Annotated in this window: 20 protein-coding genes; 10 read left to right on the top strand and 10 right to left on the bottom strand. The window is 65.4% G+C overall.

Annotated features, from left to right (window positions below; all coding sequences use genetic code 11):
* Positions 1-15 precede the first annotated feature (15 nt).
* The 5 genes from FIU91_RS08285 to glmM all read left to right on the top strand — a co-directional run bounded on the left by FIU91_RS08285 (position 16) and on the right by glmM (position 6,823).
* Entirely contained in the window at positions 16-2,586 is a 2,571-nt protein-coding gene (locus FIU91_RS08285) for a pyruvate, phosphate dikinase (RefSeq protein ID WP_254702072.1), read from the top strand.
* Between the two features lie 158 nt (positions 2,587-2,744).
* Positions 2,745-3,386 carry a cell wall hydrolase gene (locus FIU91_RS08280; RefSeq protein ID WP_254702071.1) on the top strand — a complete coding sequence of 214 codons (642 nt, stop codon included), beginning with the start codon at positions 2,745-2,747 and terminating at the stop codon, positions 3,384-3,386.
* Positions 3,387-3,493: 107 nt separating this feature from the next.
* Positions 3,494-4,420, top strand: coding sequence for a dihydroneopterin aldolase (locus FIU91_RS08275; protein ID WP_152462133.1), 927 nt, complete (start codon positions 3,494-3,496; stop codon positions 4,418-4,420).
* Between the two features lie 109 nt (positions 4,421-4,529).
* Positions 4,530-5,480 (top strand): dihydropteroate synthase, encoded by a 951-nt coding sequence (gene folP / locus FIU91_RS08270; protein ID WP_371418275.1) that lies wholly within the window; start codon positions 4,530-4,532, stop codon positions 5,478-5,480.
* Positions 5,480-6,823 carry a phosphoglucosamine mutase gene (gene glmM / locus FIU91_RS08265; RefSeq protein WP_152462131.1) on the top strand — a complete coding sequence of 448 codons (1,344 nt, stop codon included), beginning with the start codon at positions 5,480-5,482 and terminating at the stop codon, positions 6,821-6,823. The genes folP and glmM overlap by 1 nt, the downstream gene beginning before the upstream one ends.
* Here glmM and FIU91_RS08260 read toward each other — a convergent pair.
* Together FIU91_RS08260 and proS are read right to left on the bottom strand one after the other, a co-directional pair.
* Positions 6,820-7,326 carry a DUF2937 family protein gene (locus tag FIU91_RS08260; protein ID WP_152462130.1) on the bottom strand — a complete coding sequence of 169 codons (507 nt, stop codon included), beginning with the start codon at positions 7,324-7,326 and terminating at the stop codon, positions 6,820-6,822. The two genes, glmM and FIU91_RS08260, sit on opposite strands and share 4 nt — an antisense overlap.
* 16 nt (positions 7,327-7,342) lie before the next feature.
* Complete coding sequence (gene proS / locus FIU91_RS08255) at positions 7,343-8,683, bottom strand: proline--tRNA ligase (RefSeq protein WP_152462129.1); 1,341 nt, start codon at positions 8,681-8,683, stop codon at positions 7,343-7,345.
* A gap of 156 nt (positions 8,684-8,839) precedes the next feature.
* Between proS and FIU91_RS08250 the strand changes: the two genes are divergently transcribed.
* From FIU91_RS08250 to FIU91_RS08235, 4 genes are all read left to right on the top strand, one after another.
* Positions 8,840-9,907 carry an AI-2E family transporter gene (locus FIU91_RS08250; protein WP_093012747.1) on the top strand — a complete coding sequence of 356 codons (1,068 nt, stop codon included), beginning with the start codon at positions 8,840-8,842 and terminating at the stop codon, positions 9,905-9,907.
* A gap of 2 nt (positions 9,908-9,909) precedes the next feature.
* On the top strand, positions 9,910-10,620 hold the full coding sequence (locus FIU91_RS08245; RefSeq protein ID WP_093012744.1) for a chromosomal replication initiator DnaA: 711 nt from the start codon (positions 9,910-9,912) through the stop codon (positions 10,618-10,620).
* Between the two features lie 26 nt (positions 10,621-10,646).
* Positions 10,647-12,818 carry an RNA degradosome polyphosphate kinase gene (locus FIU91_RS08240; RefSeq protein WP_152462128.1) on the top strand — a complete coding sequence of 724 codons (2,172 nt, stop codon included), beginning with the start codon at positions 10,647-10,649 and terminating at the stop codon, positions 12,816-12,818.
* A 66-nt stretch (positions 12,819-12,884) separates the two neighbouring features.
* Positions 12,885-14,423, top strand: coding sequence for a Ppx/GppA family phosphatase (locus tag FIU91_RS08235; protein WP_152462127.1), 1,539 nt, complete (start codon positions 12,885-12,887; stop codon positions 14,421-14,423).
* Here the strand turns inward: FIU91_RS08235 and FIU91_RS08230 are convergent.
* From FIU91_RS08230 to FIU91_RS08205, 6 genes are read right to left on the bottom strand one after another with little or no spacing between them, the layout of a single operon-like run.
* On the bottom strand, positions 14,420-14,794 hold the full coding sequence (locus FIU91_RS08230; protein ID WP_093012738.1) for a hypothetical protein: 375 nt from the start codon (positions 14,792-14,794) through the stop codon (positions 14,420-14,422). The genes FIU91_RS08235 and FIU91_RS08230 overlap by 4 nt on opposite strands.
* 38 nt (positions 14,795-14,832) lie before the next feature.
* On the bottom strand, positions 14,833-15,837 hold the full coding sequence (locus FIU91_RS08225) for an endonuclease/exonuclease/phosphatase family protein (RefSeq protein ID WP_152462126.1): 1,005 nt from the start codon (positions 15,835-15,837) through the stop codon (positions 14,833-14,835).
* Positions 15,838-15,841: 4 nt separating this feature from the next.
* Positions 15,842-16,525 (bottom strand): molecular chaperone DjiA, encoded by a 684-nt coding sequence (locus FIU91_RS08220; RefSeq protein ID WP_152462125.1) that lies wholly within the window; start codon positions 16,523-16,525, stop codon positions 15,842-15,844.
* A gap of 11 nt (positions 16,526-16,536) precedes the next feature.
* A complete protein-coding gene (locus FIU91_RS08215; protein WP_371418274.1) occupies positions 16,537-17,058 on the bottom strand; it encodes an N-acetyltransferase family protein in 522 nt (173 codons plus the stop codon).
* The gene (locus FIU91_RS08210) at positions 17,046-17,654 is read right to left on the bottom strand and encodes a VOC family protein (protein WP_254702070.1); all 609 of its coding nucleotides are present in this window, start codon (positions 17,652-17,654) and stop codon (positions 17,046-17,048) included. The genes FIU91_RS08215 and FIU91_RS08210 overlap by 13 nt, the downstream gene beginning before the upstream one ends.
* A gap of 2 nt (positions 17,655-17,656) precedes the next feature.
* Positions 17,657-19,207 carry a helicase HerA-like domain-containing protein gene (locus FIU91_RS08205; protein ID WP_152462123.1) on the bottom strand — a complete coding sequence of 517 codons (1,551 nt, stop codon included), beginning with the start codon at positions 19,205-19,207 and terminating at the stop codon, positions 17,657-17,659.
* Between the two features lie 437 nt (positions 19,208-19,644).
* On the opposite strand from FIU91_RS08205, the gene FIU91_RS08200 reads away from it, so the two are divergent.
* Positions 19,645-20,334 carry an invasion associated locus B family protein gene (locus FIU91_RS08200; RefSeq protein WP_152462122.1) on the top strand — a complete coding sequence of 230 codons (690 nt, stop codon included), beginning with the start codon at positions 19,645-19,647 and terminating at the stop codon, positions 20,332-20,334.
* A gap of 55 nt (positions 20,335-20,389) precedes the next feature.
* Here the strand turns inward: FIU91_RS08200 and lpxB are convergent, their stop codons facing one another.
* Both lpxB and FIU91_RS08190 read right to left on the bottom strand, forming a co-directional pair.
* A complete protein-coding gene (lpxB, locus tag FIU91_RS08195) occupies positions 20,390-21,553 on the bottom strand; it encodes a lipid-A-disaccharide synthase (RefSeq protein ID WP_152462121.1) in 1,164 nt (387 codons plus the stop codon).
* Positions 21,553-22,431 (bottom strand): LpxI family protein, encoded by an 879-nt coding sequence (locus FIU91_RS08190; protein ID WP_152462120.1) that lies wholly within the window; start codon positions 22,429-22,431, stop codon positions 21,553-21,555. The genes lpxB and FIU91_RS08190 overlap by 1 nt, the downstream gene beginning before the upstream one ends.
* Positions 22,432-22,434 lie beyond the last annotated feature (3 nt).

Raw genomic sequence — 22,434 nt, 5'->3', positions numbered from 1 at the left:
AAAAGGATTGCCGCAGTGCAGAAATACCTCACCGAAGTGTCGTTCACGCTCGACCGGCACGTCACGCTCGTCACGCAGACCGCGCCCATTGCGCCCGAGACTCACGGCGGGCGCGCGAAATGCCTGCAGCGGCTGGTGCGGCTGAACCTGCCGGTGCCGCGTACGGTGGCGCTGTCCTTCGACACGGTGAAGGCGATCTCGCTAGGGCGCATTCCTGACACCGGGCAGCTCCTTTCGGTTTTCGATCCCGATGCACTTCTGTGCGTGCGGCCCTCGTCGCAGGATCCCGACTGGGGCGGGCCGACGACCATTCTGAATATCGGCATGAACGATGCGGCCTGCGCGCGGCTGTCGGCGGAGCTTGGGCCCGAGGCGGCCGAGGCGCTCTATCGCCGCTGGGTGCAAAGTTACGCGGTGCATGTCGCTCGGCTCGATCCCGATGCGTTCGAAGAGATCGACGCGGACGCGCCCGATGCGCTGGCCCGCGCTTTGCGCGCCTATGAGGACGAGGCCGAGGAGCCGTTCCCGCAGGATCCCGCCACGCAGCTCGCAGAGGTTCTGCGCTCCATGGCGCGCGCATGGGAGAGCGTCTCGGCGCGCCTTCTGCGCGAGGCCAAGGGCGCGCCTGTCGATGCCGGGCTGGGCCTTGTCGTGCAGGAAATGGCGCTCGGCTTCGGGCCGGGCGAGTCCGGCTCGGGCGTCTTGCAGCTTGTCGATCCCGATACCGGGTTGAAACAGGTCACGGGCCGCTATCTCAGCCAGAGCCAGGGGCGCGATGCGCTGAGAGCCGGCGCCCGCGCGCTGTATCTCGAGGCCGATCCGCGTGGTCCCTCGCTCGAGGAACGCGCGCCCGAGGCATTCGCGCAGCTCAAGGAGCATGCCGCGCTCATGCGCCAGCGGCTGCGGGCGGAAATGCAGGTCGAGTTCACGATCGAGAACGGCACGCTGTTCATTCTCGACGGCGTCGTGGTGCCCGCATCGGACGCCGCTGCCATCCGCATCGCCGTGCGGCTCGCCGAGGACGAGATCATCACCCCGCGCGAGGCGGTGATGCGGGTTCAGCCCCGCGCGCTGTCCTCGCTCCTGCATCCGCAGGTCGACCCGCGCGCAGACCGCGACGTGATCGGCACCGGCATCGCCGCGAGCCCAGGCGCCGCGACGGGCCGGATCGCCTTTACCGCCGCCGATGCCCAGGCGATGGCCGCGCGCGAGGAGCCCTGCATCCTGATCCGGCGCGAGACCGCACCCGAAGACGTGCGCGGCATGCACGCGGCTGTCGCGATCCTGACGGAGAAGGGCGGCATGTCCTCTCATGCGGCCGTGATCGGGCGCGGCATGGGCCGACCCTGCGTCGTCGGCGCGCGGAACCTGCGGATCAACCTCAAGCGGCGTCAGATCACCGCGGACGATGGGCGAATCTTCCGCGAAGGCGAGATCGTCACCGTGGACGGCACCAATGGCGAGGTGTTGGCCGGGGCGCCCGCGATGCTGGGCGCCATGCTTGACGATGCCTTCCGCACGCTTCTGGGCTGGGCGGACGAGGATCGCGACCTGCGGATCCGGGTGAATGCCGACACGCCCGAGGATGCCGAGAAGGCACGGCTCTTCGATGCGGGCGGAATCGGGCTCTGCCGCACGGAGCACATGTTCTTTGAGCCGGGTCGCCTTACCGTCATGCAGGAGATGATCTTCGCCGCGACGCCCGAGGATCGGCGCGCGGCGCTGGCGCAGCTCCTCCCGATCCAACGCGCGGATTTCAAGGAACTCTTCGCAATCATGTCGGGCAAGCCGGTCTGCATCCGGCTCTTCGACCCGCCGCTTCACGAATTTCTGCCGAGCGACAGGGCCGGCCTGCGCGATCTTGCCGAAGCGCTGAACCTGCCTGTCTCGGACGTGACGCGGCGCGTCGAGTCGATGGGCGAATACAATCCGATGCTTGGCCTGCGCGGTGTGCGCCTCGGCATCACGGTGCCCGAGATCTACGACATGCAGGCCCGCGCGATCTTCGAGGCGACGCTCGAAGCTTCGCGCAAGGACGAGCCCGTGGTGCCGGAGATCATGATTCCCCTCGTCTCAGCGCGGCGCGAGGTGGAGCTGGTGCGAAAGCGCGTCGATGCGGTGGCCGCCGCCGTCCGCACCGAGCGCGGGCGCGACTTCACCTACCGCCTCGGCGTGATGGTCGAGACCCCCCGCGCCTGCCTTCTGGCCGGGGACATCGCCCCGCATGTCGATTTCCTGAGTTTCGGTACGAACGACCTCACACAGATGACCTACGGGCTCAGCCGCGACGATGCGGGCCGGTTCATGTCGGATTACGTGCAGCAGCAGGTCTTCGACGAAGATCCGTTCCATCGCCTCGACACCGCAGGCGTCGGCGAGCTTCTGCGGATCGGAATCGAGCGCGCCCGCGCCGCGAAGCCCGAGATCATCGTCTCGATCTGCGGCGAACATGGCGGCAATCCCGAATCGATCAGCTTCTGTCGGAGCCTCGGGATGAACTACGCAAGCTGCTCTCCCTTCCGGGTTCCGGTGGCGCGACTGGCCGCCGCACAGGCCGCGATTCGCGACAAAATCGAGTATTCGTAGGCATTTGGGCGGGAACTTACCCGCACTTTTGAAGCGAATGGGCGAAAAACGGCCCATACCGCAAGTCCAAAACTGGACGCCTTGACCGATTTTTCCTAGAGACCCGCGGAACGAAAACGGCGGAAACCGCCACTACGCTGCTGCAAGAGGTGTCTGCGATGGGTCGCATTATGAAATTGGCGCTGGCGATGATGATCGCCGGAGCGCCCGCTTATGCTGAGCTCGAAGAGACCAACATGGAAAAGGTCATGCGCCAGGAGAGCCGCGGTCTGAACGCGGCCGCATCGGCGCATCTACAACGTCTGGTCACGCCCGCTCCGCAAAGCGGGCTGAGGGACGTGCAATACAGCCGCAATTGGCTGGACAGTCAGAACTTCCGGACCGGCGGATCCGAATGGTCTTGCCTGTCCGAGGCACTCTATTTCGAGGCGCGCGGCGAGACCGTGAAAGGTCAATTCGCGGTTGCCGAAGTCATCATGAACCGCGTCGATTCCCCGCGCTATCCGAACTCGATCTGCGGTGTCGTCGGTCAAGGCGCTACCTCGGGCGTGAAATACGCGTGCCAATTCTCGTTCAAATGCGACGGCGCGGCCGAGACGATCCACGAGACGGGCGCGTATCACCGCGTCGGCAAGGTCGCCAAGCTCATGCTGGAAGGCGCGCCGCGTCGCCTGACCGGGGGCGCCACGCATTATCACACCACAGCGGTCTCCCCGTCCTGGGCGCGCAAGTTCCCGATGACCGCAGAGATTGGCGTGCATCGCTTCTACAAGCAGCCATTGCAGCTATCGCGGAACTGAAATTGGCCGCATGTCGCATCGAGGCCCGGAATTGCCGGGTTACGGTGGCGACATGCGCGGCGCTTCTCTATTGACGGCCGCAACCACGCTGCCAGCAGGAACCGCCCATGGCCTCTGAAATCCGCCTTGCCTTCTCGCATCCCGCCGAGCGCGCAATCGCGACCGCCGGAGAAGACCCGCGCGATCGCATTTCCCTGCGCGATCATGTGCGCGAGGTCGAGATCGGCGCTTTCCAGGCAGAGCGCGGCACGACGCAGCGGATCTGTTTCAACGTCGTCGTCGAGGTCCGTCCGCTCGCGCAGCCCATCGACGACGATGTCGACCGCATCCTGTCCTATGACCGCGTGACCGAGGCCATCGCCTACGAGCTCGACGCCGAGCGGCTCAATCTTCTGGAGACGCTGGCCGAACGCATTGCCGAGCGGATCCTCTTGGAACCCCAGGCATTGCGCGTCTTCATCCGGATCGAGAAACTCGATCGTGGGCCGGGCGCACTTGGCGTCGAAATCGTTCGCTCCCGCAAGGAGCTTGGCTCGCGTCTCGACGAACGCGCGAGCGAGCAGCCGCATCCGCGCGTCGTGTTCTTCTCGAATGCCGCCATCACTGATCCGCGCCTGACCCACTGGATCGACCAGGCGCTCGAGGGCGGCGCCCCGCTCATTCTCTGCGTCGGCCCGCACGGGATGGACCTGCCGCGTGTCGATCATCCGCTCGTGCAACGCCGCATCGACCTTCTGGCGATCGAGCAGAACGGATGGTGCCTCGCCGCGCGCGATCCCCGCGCCAAAGTTGTCGCCACCCGCACGGAGCTCGACTGGGCGATGAAGAACGGCCAGGTCAGTATCTGGGCCCCCTCTAAAATCGTTCTCGACGCAACCGAGGGCCCCACCGGCAAGACGCGCGACTCGGTCGGCCTCGCGGTGTGGTTCGCAGACCAGCTCTCCGCCCGAGAACTGGTCCTCGTCGGAGCAGAGACAGCGGCCGAAGGCGAAGTCCCGGTGATCTGCAAGCCCCTGGGTGATCGGGTTTTCTGAACGCCGCCAAGGTCACTTGTCAGACCTGTCTGGCTCTGGCACTTCGCGTCGCATGGACCTCTGCTACCGCCCTCTTCTGTCAACGGACCCGGCGAGACCGACAGGCGCGATGCAGCTTGCCGGCACGTCGCTCTGGTTCACGCATGTGGAAGAACGGCGGCGCGGCGCGGAGCCGATTTTGCGCGAGGCGCGCGCACTGCCAGAGGAGTGGCTGGCCGGATTCACCCGGCCGCGCGCCCCTATCGCGGGCCTCAGCCTCGAGATGCCGCGGATCATGGGCATTCTCAATGCAACGCCCGACAGTTTCTCTGATGGCGGCCGTTTCGATGCGCGCGAACGTGCCGTGGCGCATGGCCGCGCGATGGTCGCAGCGGGGGCGGATATCGTTGATATCGGAGGCGAATCTACGCGGCCCGGCGCAACGGAAGTGCCCGCGCCCGAGGAAATCGCGCGCGTCCAGCCTGTCATCGAAACGCTCGTGGGCGATCTCGGCGCACCGATCTCCATCGACACGAGAAAGGCCGATGTTGGCGCAGCCGCGCTCAAGGCAGGCGCGGTGATGCTCAACGATGTCTCGGGGCTCGAGTTCGATGCGGGCATGGCGACGCTCGCTGCATCGGCGGGCGCGCCGATCTGCGTCATGCACAGCCAGGGACGCCCGGAGACGATGCAGGACGCGCCGCGCTACGAAGACGCAACGCTCGACGTTCTGGGCTTTCTGGCCGAGCGGGTCGCACTGCTCGAAGCGGCAGGATTGCCGCGCGAGAAAATCGTCATCGACCCCGGTATCGGCTTTGGAAAGACGCTTCCGCACAATCTCGAACTGTTGCGGAATATTGCCGTTTTTCACTCTTTGGGGTGTCCGATCTTGCTAGGCGTGTCCCGAAAGGGCTTTATCGGAAAGATTTCAGGGGAAGCCGCGGCAGATGCCCGGGCTCCGGGCTCGATCGCGGTGGCGCTGGCCGCCGCATCGCAAGGGGTTCAGATTTTTCGGGTGCATGACGTGGCAGAGACCGCGCAGGCCTTCTCGCTCTGGCGGGCAATGACGGGACAGGATTGATGGCACGCAAACTCTTCGGAACGGATGGTGTGCGAGGCACGGCGAACACGTACCCGATGACTGCCGAGCTGGCGCTGATGATCGGCGCAGCGGCGGGCCGTTATTTTCGTAACGAGCACAGCGGCGTCCACCGCGTCGTGATCGGAAAGGATACCCGCCGCTCGGGCTACATGTTCGAGAACGCGCTGACCGCTGGTCTGACCTCGACCGGTATGAACGTGCTTCTTCTGGGGCCGGTGCCGACCCCGGCGGTCGGTCTACTGACCCCTTCGATGCGCGCCGACCTCGGCATCATGATCTCCGCGAGCCACAATCCCGCCGAGGACAACGGTATCAAGTTCTTCGGTCCGGACGGCTTCAAGCTGTCGGACGAGGCAGAGCTCGAGATCGAGGCGCTGGTCGAGGCCGGTGCGAAACCTGCCCAGGCGCATAACATCGGCCGCGCGCAGCGTATCGACGACGGCCGCTTCCGGTATCAGGAACGTGTTAAATCGAGCTTCCCTCCGGGCATGCGCCTTGACGGAATGAAGGTGGTGATCGACTGCGCCAACGGAGCCGCGCACCGGGCCGCACCGGAAGTCCTTTGGGAGCTTGGCGCGGACGTGATCCCGATGGGGGTCTCGCCCAATGGCTACAACATCAACGACGGCTGCGGCTCGACCAAGCCGGAGGCCGCCGCGCGCCGCGTTCTCGAGGAAGGCGCCGACGTGGGCATCTGCCTCGACGGCGATGCGGACCGCGTGATCCTGATCGACGACAAGGGCCGCGTGGCCGATGGCGACCAGATCATGGCGCTGATGGCCGCCCGCTGGGCCGAGGAGGATCGCCTGCGTGACGGCACGCTGGTGGCCACGGTGATGTCGAACCTCGGGCTCGAACGCTACCTGACTGCGAAGGGCCTGAAGCTCATGCGTACGGGTGTCGGCGACCGCTACGTCGTGGAAGCGATGCGTCAGGGCGGCTGGAACCTCGGCGGTGAGCAATCGGGCCATATCGTCATGACTGATTACGCCACCACCGGCGACGGCCTCATGGCCGGCCTGCAATTTCTCGCGGAAATGGTGCGCTCGGGTCAGCCCGCGCATCGACTGGTCGAGACTTTCGACAAGGTGCCGCAGCTTCTCAAGAACGTGCGCTTCGCTCCCGGCGCGACGCCGCTCGACCTGCCGCAGGTGCAAAGCGCGATCGAGATGGCTGAGGCGTCGCTCGGGCAGAAGGGCCGCCTGTTGATCCGCAAGTCGGGCACCGAGCCGCTGATCCGGGTTATGGCCGAGTGCGAGGACGAAGGCCTTCTGAGCCAGGTGGTCGACGGGGTCGTCGCCGAGATCGAAAGCGCGGCCTAGGCGGCTCGCCGCCGCCAGCGTCCGAGCAACAAGCGACGCATCGCGCGACCCGATAGGCCGACCAGCGCGGTCAGCATGCCAAAACCGATCGCAGCGAAGCTCAGCCCTTCGAGGCTGAGCGGCATCGCCGGCACATAGTCGGACAGCGTCCGCCGCGCGATCTCGCGATCCATCACGGCTGGCGCCATGCGCGCGCGTTCGAACGGGCCGGCCCCTTCGAGCGCCGCGAGATCCTCCCTCAACCGATTGTAGCGCGCGAAGGTGCCGCGAAGGGTTTCCGCCCGCCGCGCGCCGAACACGCCGCCGGTCGCAAGCTGCGCCAGCGCGGTCTCCCTGTCGAGGCCGACCACGGCGGCGTCGATGTCGAATTGCACGACGATCAGTGCAAGCTCGTCCACCGCGCCGCCAAGGCGCTGGCGGTATTGCTGAGAAAACTCCGGAAATTGCGACGCCCCGGCCGCGCCGAGAAGCCCGGCAGAGATGGCGAGGGCTCGCAGGATCACGGCGCGCCGCCTGCCATCAGACCTTGCGCGCGTAGATCTGACCGATCCGTGTGACGGCCTGTTCGGGCGGCATCTCCTCGCTCTCGCCGGTGCGGCGGCAGGTCAGTTCCACCACGCCGTTCTTGAGACCGCGCGGACCGACCGTGATCCGCCAGGGCAGACCGATCAGGTCCATCGTGGCGAACTTGGCCCCTGCCCGTTCGTCGCGGTCATCATAGAGCGGCTCGAGCCCCATCGTCACCAGGCTGTCATAGAGCGCCTGACAGGCCGCGTCCGCCTCTTCGTCGCCCTGCTTGAGGTTTACGATCCCGGCATGGAAAGGCGTTACGCCTTCGGGCCAGATGATACCCTTGTCGTCGTGGCTGGCTTCGATGATCGCCCCGACGAGACGGCTGACGCCGATGCCATGGCTGCCCATGTGCACCGGCACGCGGTTGCCGTCGGGGTCCACCACATTGGCGCCCATCGCCTCGGAATACTTGGTGCCGAAATAGAAGATCTGGCCGACCTCGATGCCGCGCGCCTGCCGCTGACGGTCTTCGGGCACTTTCGCGAAAAGATCGGGATCGTGGGTCTCGTCGGTGCGGGCATAGCGCGAGGTGAATTCCTCGAGCACCGCGCGGCATTCGTCGTGGCTGTCATAGTCGATCTTCCGGTCGCCGAATTTCAGATCGGTGATCTCGCTGTCGTAGAAGACCTCCGACTCGCCCGTCTCGGCCAGGACCAGGAATTCATGCGTGTCGTCGCCGCCGATGGGCCCCGAATCCGCGCGCATGGGGATCGCCTGAAGGCCCATCCTCTCATAGGTCCGCAGGTAGCTCACGAGGTGGCGGTTATAGGCGTGCAGCGCATCCTCGCGTGTGAGGTCGAAATTGTAGCCATCCTTCATGAGGAATTCGCGGCCCCGCATCACGCCAAAGCGCGGCCTGCGCTCGTCGCGGAATTTCCACTGGATGTGATAGAGTGTCATCGGCAGATCGCGATAGCTCGAGACGTGGCTGCGGAAGATGTCGGTGATCATCTCCTCGTTGGTCGGCCCGAAGAGCATATCCCGCTCGTGGCGGTCGCGGATACGCAGCATTTCAGGCCCGTAGGCATCATAGCGACCGCTTTCACGCCAAAGGTCGGCCGATTGCAGCGTCGGCATCAGCATCGGGATATGGCCCGCCCGCGCCTGCTCTTCGTGCACGATCGCCTCGATATTCCTCAGGACCTTGTAGCCGAGCGGCAGCCAGGAATAGATCCCCGCCGAGGCCTGCTTGATCATGCCTGCGCGCAGCATCAAACGGTGCGAGACGATCTGCGCCTCGGAAGGCGTCTCTTTCAGGACGGGCAGGAAGTAGCGGGACAGGCGCATGTAAGGCTCTCCGGACGGCGTTTCGGTCTTGCCCGAGGTGTAAGCGCGCCCCGGACGAGGCACAAGGGATGAGGCATAGCGCCCTGAGGTGTGCCGCCCTCTTGAACCTGATGGGCGCGCGGGCGATGAAGAGATAACGGGTTTAGCGAGGCACAGATGGTTCTGCCGGTTCGGGAACAGTTGAAGTACTGGGGGATCGCCTTCGTGGTCCTCGCAGTGATCCTGTGGTTCCTCGGCGACGTGCTGCTGCCCTTCGTTCTGGGTGCCGCGATCGCCTATTTCCTCGATCCGATCGCTGACCGGCTGGAAGCCTTGGGTTGCTCGCGCGCCTTGGCGACGGCGATCATCACGATCTGCGCGGTTCTGATCTTCGTATTGATGGCGCTGCTGGTGATCCCGACGCTGGTGCGCCAGACCGGCCAGCTCATCGAGGTCGCACCGGAGCTGACGCGAAACCTGCAGACGGCGCTGGCGAACCGTTTCCCCGAACTTCTGTCGGAAGACAGCGTGGTGCGCGATACGCTCATGCAGGTCGGCCAGACGGTGCGCGACAAGGGCGGTCAGCTTCTGCAAACGGCGCTGACATCGGCTGCGTCGCTCCTGAACGTGGTGCTCTTGTTCGTCATCGTGCCCGTGGTCGCGGTCTACCTTCTGCTCGACTGGGACCGGATGGTCGCCCGCGTGGATGAGCTTCTGCCGCGCGAACATGCGCCGGTGATCCGGCATCTCGCGCGGGATATCGATCATGTCCTGTCCTCTTTCGTGCGCGGCATGGGCACGGTGTCGCTCATCCTCGGCGTCTATTACGCCATCGCGCTGATGCTGGTGGGGCTGCAATTCGGGCTGGTCGTCGGGGTGATCGCGGGCGTTCTGACCTTCATTCCCTATGTAGGCGCTATCGTCGGCGGCGTCCTCGCCATCGGGCTGGCGCTGTTCCAGTTCTGGGGCGACTGGATCTGGATCATCGCGGTCTGGGCGATCTTCCAGTCCGGCCAGTTCATCGAGGGCAATTTCCTGACGCCCAAGCTCGTCGGTGACAGCGTCGGCTTGCACCCGGTCTGGCTTTTGCTGGCGATGTCGGTCTTCGGCACGCTCTTCGGCTTTGTCGGCCTTCTGGTCGCCGTGCCGGTCGCCGCGGCCATCGGTGTCGTCGCCCGGTTCCTCGTGTCGCGCTACAAGTCCTCGCGGCTCTACCTCGGCTCCGCCGGACCCTCCGAGGACTGAAGATGGCCCGCCAGTTGCCCCTCCACCTGCCCGCGCGCACGGCGCTCGGGCGCGGCGATTTCTTCGTCACCGAGGCGAACGCGCTCGCCGTCGCGCAGATCGACAATTGGCGCAATTGGCCGTCGCACAAGCTTGTCCTTTCGGGACCGCCGGGATCGGGGAAGACTCACCTCGCCCATGTCTGGTCGGCCGAGAGCGGCGCGCGCCTTCTGCAGGCCCGCGCTTTGCCGCGCGAAGATCTGCCCGCGCTCGCCCAAAGCCCCCTTTGCATCGAGAATGCCGACCGTGTCGCGGGCGATGCGGAGGCGGAGGAAGCCCTTTTCCATCTGCACAACCTCGCCGCGGCAGAGCGGCAGCCGCTTCTCGTGACGGCGGCAAGCCCACCGGCCCGCTGGGGGCTCATCCTGCCCGACCTCGCCTCGCGGATGCAGGGCGCGGAGATCGCCAAGCTGAACCCGCCGGACGAGCTTCTCCTGGCTGGCGTGCTCGCCAAACTCTTTTCCGACCGGCAGATCACGCCGGGGCCGGACGTCATTCCCTATCTCATCACGCATATGCCGCGTGCCTTCGCGGCCGCAGGCGAGATCGTGGATGCGCTCGATGCGAGGGCCTTGGGCGAGAAGCGCGCGATCACGCGGCCACTCGCGCGGGCGGTCCTCGAAGAAATGTCTGGGGATGAGCGGTCCCGCGACCTACCCTCGTCACAGGACTGATACACAGCCCACATATGCGAGAGCTCATGAGCAATGCAGATTTCCTGAAGGCCGAACGGCCTGAGCCGACCGTGATCGAGGGCTTCGATCCCGAGGGCCCCGACCGCTATTTCAACCGCGAGCTTTCCTGGCTCGGCTTCAACTGGCGCGTCCTTGAAGAAGCCGAGAACGAAGCGGTGCCGCTTTTGGAGCGGGTGCGCTTCTTGTCGATCTCTGCCTCGAACCTTGATGAATTCTACACGGTGCGTGTCGCGGGTCTGCGTGAGCTGGCACAGGCGGGCAACACGACGCCCGCGGCCGACGGGCTGACCCCGGCCGAGCAACTCGTGAAGATCAACGAAGATGCCCGCAAACTCATGGCGCGCCAGCAGGAAGTGCTCTCGAGCCTGCGCGACATGATGGAAGCGGAAGGAATCGGCATCCTGTCACGAAAGGATCTCAACAAGGCCGACAAGGAGGCTCTGTCGAAGACGTTTCTCGACCAGATCTTCCCGATCCTGTCACCGCTGGCGATCGATCCCGCACATCCGTTCCCATTCATTGCCAATATGGGCTACTGCCTTGCGGTCGAGCTCGAGCGGCGCAAGGACGGCAATATTCTGAAGGCGCTTCTGCCGATCCCGTCCCAGATCGACCGTTTCGTGCGACTTCCGGCCGGCGAGCGCGACCATCGCTTCGCCTTCGTCGAGGACGTTCTGCTTCTGCATATCGACAGCCTGTTCCCAGGCTATGTGCTGAAAGACCATTTCGGCTTCCGCGTGCTGCGCGACAGCGATCTCGAGGTCGAGGAAGAGGCCGAGGATCTCGTGCGGGAATTCGAGGTCGCGCTGAAGCGCCGGCGCCGCGGCGAAGTCGTGCGCCTCACGGTCAGCGCCTCCCCGCCCAAGGGCCTGCGCGACATCGTCATGCGCGAGCTGCACGTCAAGGAAGACGAGGTGATCGAACTCGAGGGCATGATCGGTGTCGGCGACACCAAGGAGCTGGTCCTCGACCAGCGGCCCGATCTGCTCTGGCCGCAATTCACTCCGCGCGTGCCCGAGCGGGTGCAGGACCATGACGGCGACATGTTCGCGGCGATCCGCCAGAAGGACATGCTGCTGCACCACCCCTACGAGACCTTCGACATGGTGGTGCGCTTTCTCAACCAGGCGGCGCGCGACCCCGATGTGGTGGCGATCAAGAACACGCTCTACCGGACCTCCAAGAACTCGCCCATCGTCGAGGCGCTTTGCGAGGCCGCCGAAGATGGCAAGTCCGTCACCGCATTGGTGGAGCTGAAGGCCCGCTTCGACGAGGCGGCCAATATCCGCCAGTCGCGCCGGCTGGAGCGCGCGGGCGCTCACGTTGTCTACGGCTTTCTCGACTGGAAGACCCACGCCAAGATCGCGACCGTGGTGCGCCGGGAGGGCGACAAGCTCGTCACCTATTCCCATTGGGGCACCGGCAATTACCACCCGATCACCGCGAAGATCTACACGGATCTGAGTTTCTTCACCTGCGATCCCGCGCTCGGGCGCGATGCCGCGAAGGTGTTCAATTACCTCTCGGGCTACGCCAACCCCGAAGGACTTGAGAACCTCTCGATCTCGCCTCACACGCTGAAACCCAAGCTCCTCGAGATGATCGCCGCCGAAGCCGAGCACGCGCGCCGCGGCCGTCCGGCGCAGATCTGGGCCAAGATGAACTCGCTCATCGAAGCCGACATGATCGACGCGCTCTACGAGGCGAGCCAGGCGGGCGTGAAGATCGATCTCGTCATTCGCGGCATCTGCGGGCTGCGGCCCGGGGTTGCGGGTCTGTCCGAGAATATCCGCGTGAAATCCATCGTGGGCCGTTTCCTCGAACACAGCCGCATCGCTTGCTTCGGCAACGGGCACGGCCTGCCGCACGAGAAATGCCGCGTCTTCATGTCCTCGGCCGACTGGATGGGCCGCAATCTCAACCGCCGGGTCGAAACGCTGGTCGAGACGCATAATCCGACGGTGAAGGCGCAGATCGTCAGCCAGATCCTGGCGGCGAACCTTGCGGATGTGGCGCAAAGCTGGGTGATGCAGCCCGACGGGCATTTCGTGCGTGCCGCGGTCGAGGATGACGAGACTTTCCGCTTCTCCTGCCATCGATTCTTCATGGAGAACCCCTCGCTTTCGGGCCGCGGGACCGCAGGCGCGTCGGATGTTCCACAGTTGACGCACCGTTAACGTTTGACCTCGGAGCCCGGCTCGGTCAGGTTTCCGGCACTTCAGACGGCTTGGACAGGGCGCGCCATGAATGCACTGCACGACCCCGATCATCCCGATTGGGGCCCGTTCGGGAGACCGCTTTTCGCCGATCCGGATGTGCGCGCTCTCAGTCGCGTCGGCGTGGTCGATATCGGTTCGAACTCGGTCCGGCTCGTTGTCTTTGACGGTGCGGCGCGCAGCCCGGCGTATTTCTACAACGAGAAGATCATGTGTGCGCTCGGTGCCGGTCTGTCCGAAAGCGGGCGGCTCAACCCCGAGGGCCGCAAACGCGCGCTGTCGGCCCTGAGGCGGTTCCAGCTTCTGGCGCGGGGCATGGGCACCGAGCTGACGGCCGTCGCGACCGCCGCCGTGCGCTCGGCCACCGATGGCCCCGATTTCTGCGAGGAGGTCAAACGCGAGACCGGGCTCGAGATCTACGTGATCGACGGCGATGAAGAGGCCCGCCTCTCGGCGCAGGGCGTGCTTCTGGGCTGGCCGGGCTCCTATGGCCTTGTCTGCGACATCGGAGGCTCCTCGATGGAGCTTGCGGAAATTTCCGGCGGCCGTGTCGGCAAACGCGTCACCTCCGACCTCGGACCGCTCAAACTGACGGACATCAAGGGCGGCAAGAAGGGCCGAGACGCGGTCATCAAGAAGACCCTCACCGAGATGAAGGACGTGATGGGCACCCAGAAGGACCGTCTGTTCCTTGTCGGCGGCTCGTGGCGCGCCATCGCGCGGATCGACATGGAGCGGCGGAACTACCCGCTGCACGTGCTTCACGAATACCGAATGGACTCCAAGGCTGTCCGCGAGACGGTGAAGTACATCCAGAAGGCGGACCTTGAGGAGCTTCGCGGAAAATGTAGCATTTCCTCGGCGCGGATGTCGCTGGTGCCCTATGCCGCCGAAGTTCTAAAGCGTCTCGTCCAGACTTTCGCGCCGAAGGATATCGCGGTTTCGAGCTACGGGATTCGCGAGGGCATGCTTTACGAGCAGATGCCGCAGAAGCTGCGCGACCGCGATCCGTTGATTGAAAGCTGCCGCTATGCCGAGGCGAAAGACGCGCGGCTGCCGGGATACGGCAAGCGGCTTTACACCTTCGTCGAGCCATTGTTCCAGGGTGCCAAACCGGCCCGTATCCGCATCGTCAAAGCGGCCTGCCTGCTGCATGACGTCAGCTGGCGCGCGCATCCCGATTACCGCGCCGAGACCGTTTTCGACAATGCGACCCGCGCCAATCTCGGCGGGCTGAAGCACGAGGAGCGGGTGTTCCTCGGCCTGTCGCTGCTGCACCGTTACCGCAACAAGCGCGAAGGCACGCGGTTCGAGATCCTCGCGCCCATCCTCGACGAGGCCGGGATCAGGGAAGCCGAAGTTCTCGGCAAGGCGATGCGCTTCGGTGCGATGCTCTGGATGTCCGAGGACGAGACCGGCGCGCGGCTGACCTGGCAACCCCGCAAGCGCCATCTGACGCTGCACCTGACCGAGAAAGCCGCGCCTCTTTTCGGCGAGGTGGCGGTTGCGCGATTCGACAGCCTCGTGAAATCGCTCGGTGCGACTTCGGAAGTCCGAACGGGCTAAAGCTCGATCGACTCGCCTGGGTCGGCCTCGGGCATGGCGTCCAGTTCCTCAGGCGTCTTGCGGCGAATAATGATGTCGCCGTTCTCGAGGATCTCGGGCGGGTGGTAGTTCGACCAATCCTCGACCTCTTCCAGAACCTCGCGCAGCGCCGGCCCCATTTCAGCGACGAAATCGGACAGGGCAGGCTCGATCCCTTCCATGATCCGGCGCAGCTCGTCAAAGGCGGGCTCCGCCTCCTGCATAAGCCCGTCGAAGAATAGCTGCATACCCCGCTCCATGAGCGAGAAGCCTTCGCCCTCTTCAGCCTCCTGTGCGGCAAGCGGCGCGGAGGTAAGGCACAGGGCGGTGATGGCGGCGATGAACTGTTTCATGTGGCGGAATATACCTGCGACGCTGCGTATTCCCAAGATCAGAGATCGAGATCGAGCGTTACGGGGAAATGATCCGACGCAGTCAGAAGCGCCTCGCGCATCGTCAGATCGGCATAGCAATCCGGATCGTCGAACGGGTGCCAGATCCGCCATCGCCTCGCCCTGCCGCGCAAGGCGGGCGAGACGAGAATGTAGTCCAGAAGCGCCTGAAGGTAGCGATGCTCCTCGGCGATGTAGAACCGTGCGGTCGAAGGCTGCGCGCCGACCTTCTGAGACAGAGCCTCGTCCGCATGAGGGTCGAAGAGCGCATCCGCGCCCGTCCCCATGACAATTTCGACCGAGGAGCGCCCGAACAGTGCCTCGAACTCATCGAGCCCCGGCCCGTCATTGAGATCGCCCATCACGGCGATCGGCGTTCCCGCGGAGAGATGGGCCGCCACCCGCCGCCTCAGCCAGATCGCCTGCGCGAGCTGCTTGCGCCGATTGGCGATGGAGAGCCGCATGACGTCATCTCGGCTCCGCGCACCATGCGGCGCTTTCGATTTCAGATGCGCGCCGATCAGCCGCATCTCGAACGCGCCATCCACGGTGAGCGCAATTTCCAGCGGAGGCTTGGAGAAGGTCACATCGTCCGAGGTCGCATCGATATCGAGGTCGATGTGAAAGGTGCGGTCAAAGCGCGGCGCATCGTCCGCTTCGGCGGGGCTGTGCTGCGCGGTGATACGGGCCGGATCGTAGAGAAACGCGATCTCCTGCTGCGTGTCGTTCGCAAAGCCGATCATCGCCCGCCCCGCGCGAAGCCCGGCATGGTCCGCGAAATTCTGCAAAGCCGCGACGCTGTTGCGCCGACGGTTCATGTCGGGTGCCTCGATGACCATGAGTCCGTCCGCATCCAGCGCTTGGAACACCCGCGTCAGCGCGGCGATCTGATCCTTGCGCGTCACATCGCGCCGGCCCGACCAATCCTCGTCGTTCAGAAGTTGCCCGTGATCATCGAAGAGCCCGTCGAACCACTCCACATTGTAGGTGGCGAGACGAAGCACGGGGTCAGGCCGCGTGCTTGCCCGAGATTTCCTCCCAGGCGCGGTTGATGGCGACGAGGCGCTTCTCGCTCATCTTCACGGCTTCCTCGGGCAGCCCGCGCGCGACCATTCGGTCGGGATGGCTGTCGCGAACAAGCCCGCGCCACGCGCGGCGGATCTCGTCCATCGGTGTATCGGGATCGACGCCGAGAATGGAATAGGGGTCTGGGTCCTCTCCAGGCACGTAGCGCGAGCGGATCGCGCGGAAGCGGTGATCGGGCAGATCGAAAATCCGTGCCACGTCTGACAGGAACGCATCTTCCTTCGGATGATAATTGCCGTCCGCAATGGCGATATGAAACAGCCCCTCCATCAAGTCGCAGAGCACCGTCTTGTCCTCTCCGAACATATCGGCGATGCGGCTGGCATAGTCGCGATAACCTGCCACGTCCGTGCGCGCGAGGTTGAAGACCCGCGCTGCGCCCGGCTCATCCTCGGGCGCGATATGGAAGACCTCGCGGAACGCCGCGACTTCGGAGCGCGTCACCTGCCCGTCCGCCTTGGCCATCTTCGCCGACAGCGCGATGACCGCGATGGTAAACGCGACAGAGCGTTCGGGCGGCGTGCGCAGGCGCTCGAAGACGGAGGCAAGGCTTTCGCCTTTCCTGAGCGCGGCCAGAGCCTCGGATATGCGGGACCAGATCGACATGCGCATTCAACCTAGAGCAAAGGGCTCCCGCTGTCAGGCGGCGTATCGAGCATTTTCTGCATGAAGATCAGGTCAATGCATCGCCCGAACTTGAGGCCCGCATGCCGGATGCGGCCTGCCTCTTCGAAACCTATCGCACGATGAAACACCAATGCGGCATCATTCTCGGCGCTCAGACCGCCGATCAGCGAGCGATGGCCGGTCGCACGTGCCTGCGTCTCGAGGGCCTCCATGAGAGAACGGCCCAGACCCTGCCCGCGTGCATCGGGTGCCAGAAGCACCGTGTGCTCGGCGGTGCCACGATAACCCGGACCGGCGCGGAACTGGCCGAAACTCGCGAAACCCGCAAGGCCGGAGCCGGTCTCTGCCACCAGGAAAGCTTCGGCGCGCAGAGCGATCAGGTCAGCAACCTCTGCATCACTCTTCTCGTCGCTGGTGAAGGTGACTGTCGTCTCGCGGATGTAATGGTTCCAGATCACCCGGATCGCACCGGCATCGTCCCGCTCTGCCGGGCGGATCTTCACCGTAGCCACCGGACCTCCCCTGCTTTCTCAAAACGCGCAACAAGACCCGGCGCGTCAGTCTCGAACCGAACCAATGGCGAATCAAGATGCGGCGCAAGGCGCGCCTCGAGGCGCTCCGCCTCGGGATGCGCCACGACGAGCTCGCTCAGCGCCCAGCCCGAAGACGTCAGCCGCGCCCCGGCCGGGGGCTCGCTTTTCCATTCGATGAGCGCGGGAAAGAGCCCGTCCCAAGCCAGCATCCCGTCGTCGGGCACCGCCATGATCCAGGCCAGATCGCCCCGTTCGAGGGCCACGGGCCGCCCGGCCTCGGGAAGCGCCGCAAGCGCCGCATCCATGTCATCAACCCGAACCACCCATTTGTCGAGCCGCGAGGCACCGGCGAAGCGGTCGAGCCCGAACCAGCGGGGCCGCCCCGGATCGCCCGCTTCGGGATCGATTGCGATAGCCTCGAGATACAGGGCGTCTTCGAGGCCCAGGAGGCGATTATGCGTGGCAAACGCCGCATGCTGACCGCCCGGACCCAATGACGTCTCAAGCGCCGTCTCACAATGCTGCGCAGCCTCTTCCAGCGTCACGCCAAGCACCGCAATGTGATCGAGCTGCATCCTCACCGGCCTTTGAAGAGACCGCCAAGGATACCGCGGACAATGCGGCGGCCGGTCGTGCCTTTGAGTTCTTTGACAACAGCCTTGGTGAGCGCCTCGCCAATGGAATCGCTGTGCCGGGACCGGCGCGCAGGGCGCGAGGTCGACCGCTCGACCCGGCTGCCCGAATAGCGGCGGGCGGCCTTGTATTCACGCTCCGCCGCTTCCGCTTCCTCGGCGCGGCGCTCTTCCTCTTCGGCAGCCTTCGCGGCCGCCGTCGCGCGATCCCGCAGCATCTCGTAGGCCGAGGCGCGGTCCAGCGCCTTGTCGTATTTCAGACCAAGATCGCTCGCGTTCAGGATCGCGCGCCGCGCCTCGTCGGAGATCGGCCCCAGCCGCGAGGATGGCGGGCGGATGAGCGTGCGCTCGGCGACGCCCGGCACGCCCTTTTTCTCAAGCATCGAGGTCACGGCCTCACCAACGCCGACCTCGCGGATCGCATCCTCGATCTCGAAGCGCGGGTTTTCGCGGTAGGTCTCGGCAGCCATACGCAGCGCCTTGCGGTCCCGCGCGGTGAAGGCCCGAAGCGCGTGTTGGACGCGATTTCCAAGCTGGCCGAGGATGTCCTCGGGCACGTCATCGGGGTTCTGGGTGATGAAATAGACGCCGACACCCTTGGAGCGGATGAGCCGCGCGACCTGCTCGACCTTCTCGACCAGCGCTTTCGGCGCGTCCTCGAAAAGCAGATGCGCCTCGTCGAAGAAGAAGACGAGCTTGGGTTTGTCCGGATCGCCTATTTCGGGCAGTTCCTCAAACAGCTCGGACAGGAGCCACAGCAGGAAGGTCGCATAGAGGCGTGGCGCGGCCATGAGCTTGTCTGCAGCGAGGATGTTGATCTGGCCCCGCCCGGCTTCGCGCAAGCGTATAATGTCCGACAACTGGAGCGCCGGTTCACCGAAAAGTCGCGTGCCGCCCTGGTTGTCGAGCACCAGAAGCCGCCTCTGGATCGCGCCCACCGATTGCACCGCGATATTGCCATAACGCAGGGACAGCTCCTCTCGGTTCTCTCCGACCCAGACGAGCAGCGCCTGGAGATCCTTGAGGTCAAGAAGCGGCAGACCCTGCTCGTCAGCCACGCGGAAGGCGATGTTGAGGATGCCTTCCTGCGCTTCGGTCAGTTCCAGAAGCCGCGAGATGAGAAGCGGGCCCATCTCGGCCACCGTCGTGCGGATCGGGTGGCCTTGATCGCCGAAGAGATCCCAGAAGGTGACCGGGAAGGCGTCATAGTCGAAATCGTCGAATCCGATCTTGCCCGCGCGCTCGGTAAAGGCGCCGTGCAGTTTGGCTTCGGCGCTTCCGGCCTCGGCCAGGCCGGACAAATCGCCTTTCACGTCGGACAGGAAAACCGGCACGCCCGCGGCGGAAAATCCTTCGGCCAGGATCTGCAAGGTCACGGTCTTGCCTGTGCCGGTTGCACCAGCGATCAACCCATGCCTGTTGGCGTAATCAAGCTTCAACCACTGCTTGTCACCATAGCCTTCGCCGCCACCGCCGACGAATATCCCGTTCTCCATGCCCCGCCGCCTCGTCCTGTCCCCGGTACGGCGCGACCATACTTGCTTAACCTTTTGCTGTCAGTGTGAAAATTGTCCGGGCCGCATGTCCTCTCTGGCCTCGGACAGACTTCCTCCCTGTCAGGCTGGCCGCGCCTCAGGGCGCGGCATTTTTCTTCGTAAATTACAAATAGATGAAACGCCGAATAAGCGGCGTTTTGCCTGTTGACGGGTGCGCGATCTAACCGTAGCGTCCGGGGCAATGACAAAGTCGGCCAGTCCGACGGGGAGAGACGGAAAAGAGGGCCCATCGGGCTCTCTTTTCTTTTGTGCGCGCAACGCCGCCGAAACCTGCCGGAACCGCCCCGAAGCGATTTGCTGTTCCCCCCTGACACTCCCGCGCACCCGTGCTAAGCGCATCTGCGACGCATCTCGGCCAATACGATGGAGCCCAGGACATGAAGACCACGCTGACGCAACTTTCCCTTCTCGCGCTGATCGCGGCGAGCCCGGCGATCGCTCAGGACACCACGACCGAGGACACGCCGGCCGAGGCCGCGCAAGCCGAAGACGCGGCACCGGCAGAGAATGACGCATCGGCCAGCGACGAGAGCACCTCTGAAGCACCCGCTGAAGGCAGCAGCGCGACGAGCGAGCTCTTCGATACGGGCGAGCCCGTGGGCGGAGAGACGCAAGAGGACAGCGCGAGCTATGTGCGCGAGACCAATGGCGACTGGGATATCCAGTGCCTGCGCGCCCAGGAAGGCGAAGACCCCTGCCAGCTTTATCAGCTGCTCGAGGATGAGGACGGGAATTCCGTCGCCGAAGTGAGCCTCTTCAAGGTTCAGGGACAAGGCCAGGCGGTCGCGGGCGCGAATTTCATCGTGCCGCTCGAAACGCTGCTCACCCAGAAGCTCACAATTGCGGTCGATGGCGGCCAGGCCAAGCGCTATGACTTCGCGTTCTGCGCGCAGCTTGGATGCGTGGCGCGCGTCGGCTTCACCGAAGCCGACATCAACCAGTTCAAGCGCGGAGCCGTCGCCAACGTGACGATCGTGCCCGCCGCCGCACCGGATCAGGAAGTGACGGTTGGCATGTCCTTGTCGGGCTTCACCGACAGCTACGATTCCGTCGAAGCGGCGCAGTAAGCGCTGATCGCCACGTGAGATCGAGACGCCGCCGGGGATGATCCCGGCGGCGTTTTCATTCGGAGGCTCGGCCGAGACCGTCGAGCACCGCGCGGGCAGCCCGCTCACCCGGCGGCGCGCCACCCTCGCCCAGACGCTCCATCGTCAGGTCCATCGCGCGCAGCTGCGCCTGCGGCTCTTCCAGAACCCTCTGAAGCGCCGGCGCAATGCGGTCCGGCCGACAATCGCGCCCCACGAATTCCGGCACCGCGCGGGTCTCCGAGACGAGGTTCACCAACGTGACCGTGTCGGTCAGAAGCATCCGTCCGATGATCTGCCGCGACAGCCAGTTCATGTCATAGGCGACAACCATCGGCGTACGCGCATGCGCCAGCTCGAGCGAGACGGTGCCCGAGGCCGCGAGAGCCACATCGGCGGCGGCGAGCGCGGCGCGCTTGGCCTCCTCGACGCGCGGTCCCTCGCGCGGATCAAGGACAAGCGGCTGATGAGGCCATTCGGAGACGGCCTCCTGGACCGCCCCCGCGACGCTGTGCGCGGCGGGCAGCACGAAGCGAAGATCGGGCCGGGCCTTGGCGAGCCGTGCGACAACCTCTCCGAAGACGGGCGCGAGGCGCTGGATCTCGGAGCGGCGCGATCCCGGCAAAACGGCGCAGAGAGGCGCGTCGCCGATCCCGTAGGTCAGCCGAAAGGACGCCTCCTCCGCCGCGCTCGCTTTGGGATCCGTGACGACCGGGTGGCCCACGAAATCGCAGCGCATCCCGGCGGCTTCCATGTAAGGCGGCTCGAACGGCAAGAGTGCGAGCACCTGGTCCACGTGGCGCGCCATCTTCTCCGCCCGGCCGGGCCGCCACGCCCAGACGGTCGGCGCGACGTAATGCACGATGCGAATGTCGGAACGCGCCTTCACCAGCTTTGCGAGGCGCAGGTTGAATTCGGGCAGGTCGATCGTGACGACGACATCGGGCTTGGCGTCGAGGATCGCATCGGCCGTCTCGCGGATGCGGCGCTTGAGCGCGCGGTATTCCTTCAGGATCTCGCCAATGCCCATGATCGAGATCTCGTCCATTGGAAACAGGCTGGTCAGCCCTTCGGAGAGCATGCGCTCCCCGCCGACACCCGCGAAATCGACCTTCTCGCCTGCGAGGCCGCGTAGCCCCCGCATCAGCGCCGCGCCAAGCCGGTCGCCCGATGCCTCTCCTGCGATGACGAAGACCCGCATCAGCCTTTCGCCGGACGGGACCAGAGATAGAGGCCCGCCTCCTCCGCCCTTGCGAGCGTCGTCCGCTGGTCGAGGACGAGCACGCCACCCGCCTCGATCACGATCCCGGCGAGCCCGGCCGCCGCCACACCGCGCACCGTCTCGGGCCCGATCGCGGGCAGATCCGCGCGTCGGTCCTGCCCCGGCTTCGGCGCTTTGAAGAGACAGCCCTGCCCGCCCTGCGGTTTGGCCGAGAGCCAGTCAGCCGCGCCGCCCAGCACGTCGTAGGCGGTGTCCATCATGAACGACACCGGATCGCCCCCCGCATCGCCTTGCGCCAGACGCGCGAGCATCGCATCGGTGCCATCCTCGCCTTCGCGGGCCAGAACCTCGGTGCCGCGGATCGCGCAGGCCTGGCCGAGATCCGCCGCGGCCATCTCCGAGAGCACGCGCTCTCCGACCTCGGCTTCGGTCTCCGCGATGGCGGGCGGATGCGTCGTGGTCGGAACGCCGGGCGGCAGCAGGAGCGCGGGCGCGGCTTCGTGCGCGGCGAGGATCGTCATCCCCGCTTCCTCGAAAAGCGCCATCACCACGCGCAGCGCCCCATCATCGCCAAGGGCCAGCGCCTCCTTGAGACGCGGCACCAGCGGCTCTGTCGGCGCATCGATGCGGGCCGGGTCGATCTGGGGCCGGTCGATACTGCCGCAGAGGCAGACCTCGCGCACGCCGCGCGCGCTGAAGGTTTCGATCAGCGTGCCGAGCGTCTCCAGCCGGAATGTCAGATCCGGCGTCACGCTATCCGGGGCATTGCCTTCGAGCGCAGCGACGAGAGGCTTTTCCACCCGCGCCGCGGAGACCGCGCCCGGCAACGCTCCGCGCCCTGCGATGAGACCCAGCATGCC

Origin of the sequence: Roseivivax sp. THAF30, from assembly GCF_009363575.1 — a bacterium.
GTDB lineage: Bacteria > Pseudomonadota > Alphaproteobacteria > Rhodobacterales > Rhodobacteraceae > Roseivivax > Roseivivax halotolerans.
This window is presented reverse-complemented; position numbering and strand designations above follow the sequence as displayed.

Bases quoted from the DNA above. Each gene is read 5' to 3' on its own strand.
- FIU91_RS08280 (WP_254702071.1), top strand. From the start codon at position 2,745: ATGGGTCGCATTATGAAATTGGCGCTGGCGATGATGATCGCCGGAGCG.
- FIU91_RS08275 (WP_152462133.1), top strand. From the start codon at position 3,494: ATGGCCTCTGAAATCCGCCTTGCCTTCTCGCATCCCGCCGAGCGCGCA.
- folP (WP_371418275.1), top strand. From the start codon at position 4,530: ATGCAGCTTGCCGGCACGTCGCTCTGGTTCACGCATGTGGAAGAACGG.
- glmM (WP_152462131.1), top strand. From the start codon at position 5,480: ATGGCACGCAAACTCTTCGGAACGGATGGTGTGCGAGGCACGGCGAAC.
- proS (WP_152462129.1), bottom strand. From the start codon at position 8,683: ATGCGCCTGTCCCGCTACTTCCTGCCCGTCCTGAAAGAGACGCCTTCC.
- FIU91_RS08250 (WP_093012747.1), top strand. From the start codon at position 8,840: ATGGTTCTGCCGGTTCGGGAACAGTTGAAGTACTGGGGGATCGCCTTC.
- FIU91_RS08245 (WP_093012744.1), top strand. From the start codon at position 9,910: ATGGCCCGCCAGTTGCCCCTCCACCTGCCCGCGCGCACGGCGCTCGGG.
- FIU91_RS08240 (WP_152462128.1), top strand. From the start codon at position 10,647: ATGAGCAATGCAGATTTCCTGAAGGCCGAACGGCCTGAGCCGACCGTG.
- FIU91_RS08235 (WP_152462127.1), top strand. From the start codon at position 12,885: ATGAATGCACTGCACGACCCCGATCATCCCGATTGGGGCCCGTTCGGG.
- FIU91_RS08230 (WP_093012738.1), bottom strand. From the start codon at position 14,794: ATGAAACAGTTCATCGCCGCCATCACCGCCCTGTGCCTTACCTCCGCG.
- FIU91_RS08220 (WP_152462125.1), bottom strand. From the start codon at position 16,525: ATGTCGATCTGGTCCCGCATATCCGAGGCTCTGGCCGCGCTCAGGAAA.
- FIU91_RS08210 (WP_254702070.1), bottom strand. From the start codon at position 17,654: ATGCAGCTCGATCACATTGCGGTGCTTGGCGTGACGCTGGAAGAGGCT.
- FIU91_RS08205 (WP_152462123.1), bottom strand. From the start codon at position 19,207: ATGGAGAACGGGATATTCGTCGGCGGTGGCGGCGAAGGCTATGGTGAC.
- FIU91_RS08200 (WP_152462122.1), top strand. From the start codon at position 19,645: ATGAAGACCACGCTGACGCAACTTTCCCTTCTCGCGCTGATCGCGGCG.
- lpxB (WP_152462121.1), bottom strand. From the start codon at position 21,553: ATGCGGGTCTTCGTCATCGCAGGAGAGGCATCGGGCGACCGGCTTGGC.
- FIU91_RS08190 (WP_152462120.1), bottom strand. From the start codon at position 22,431: ATGCTGGGTCTCATCGCAGGGCGCGGAGCGTTGCCGGGCGCGGTCTCC.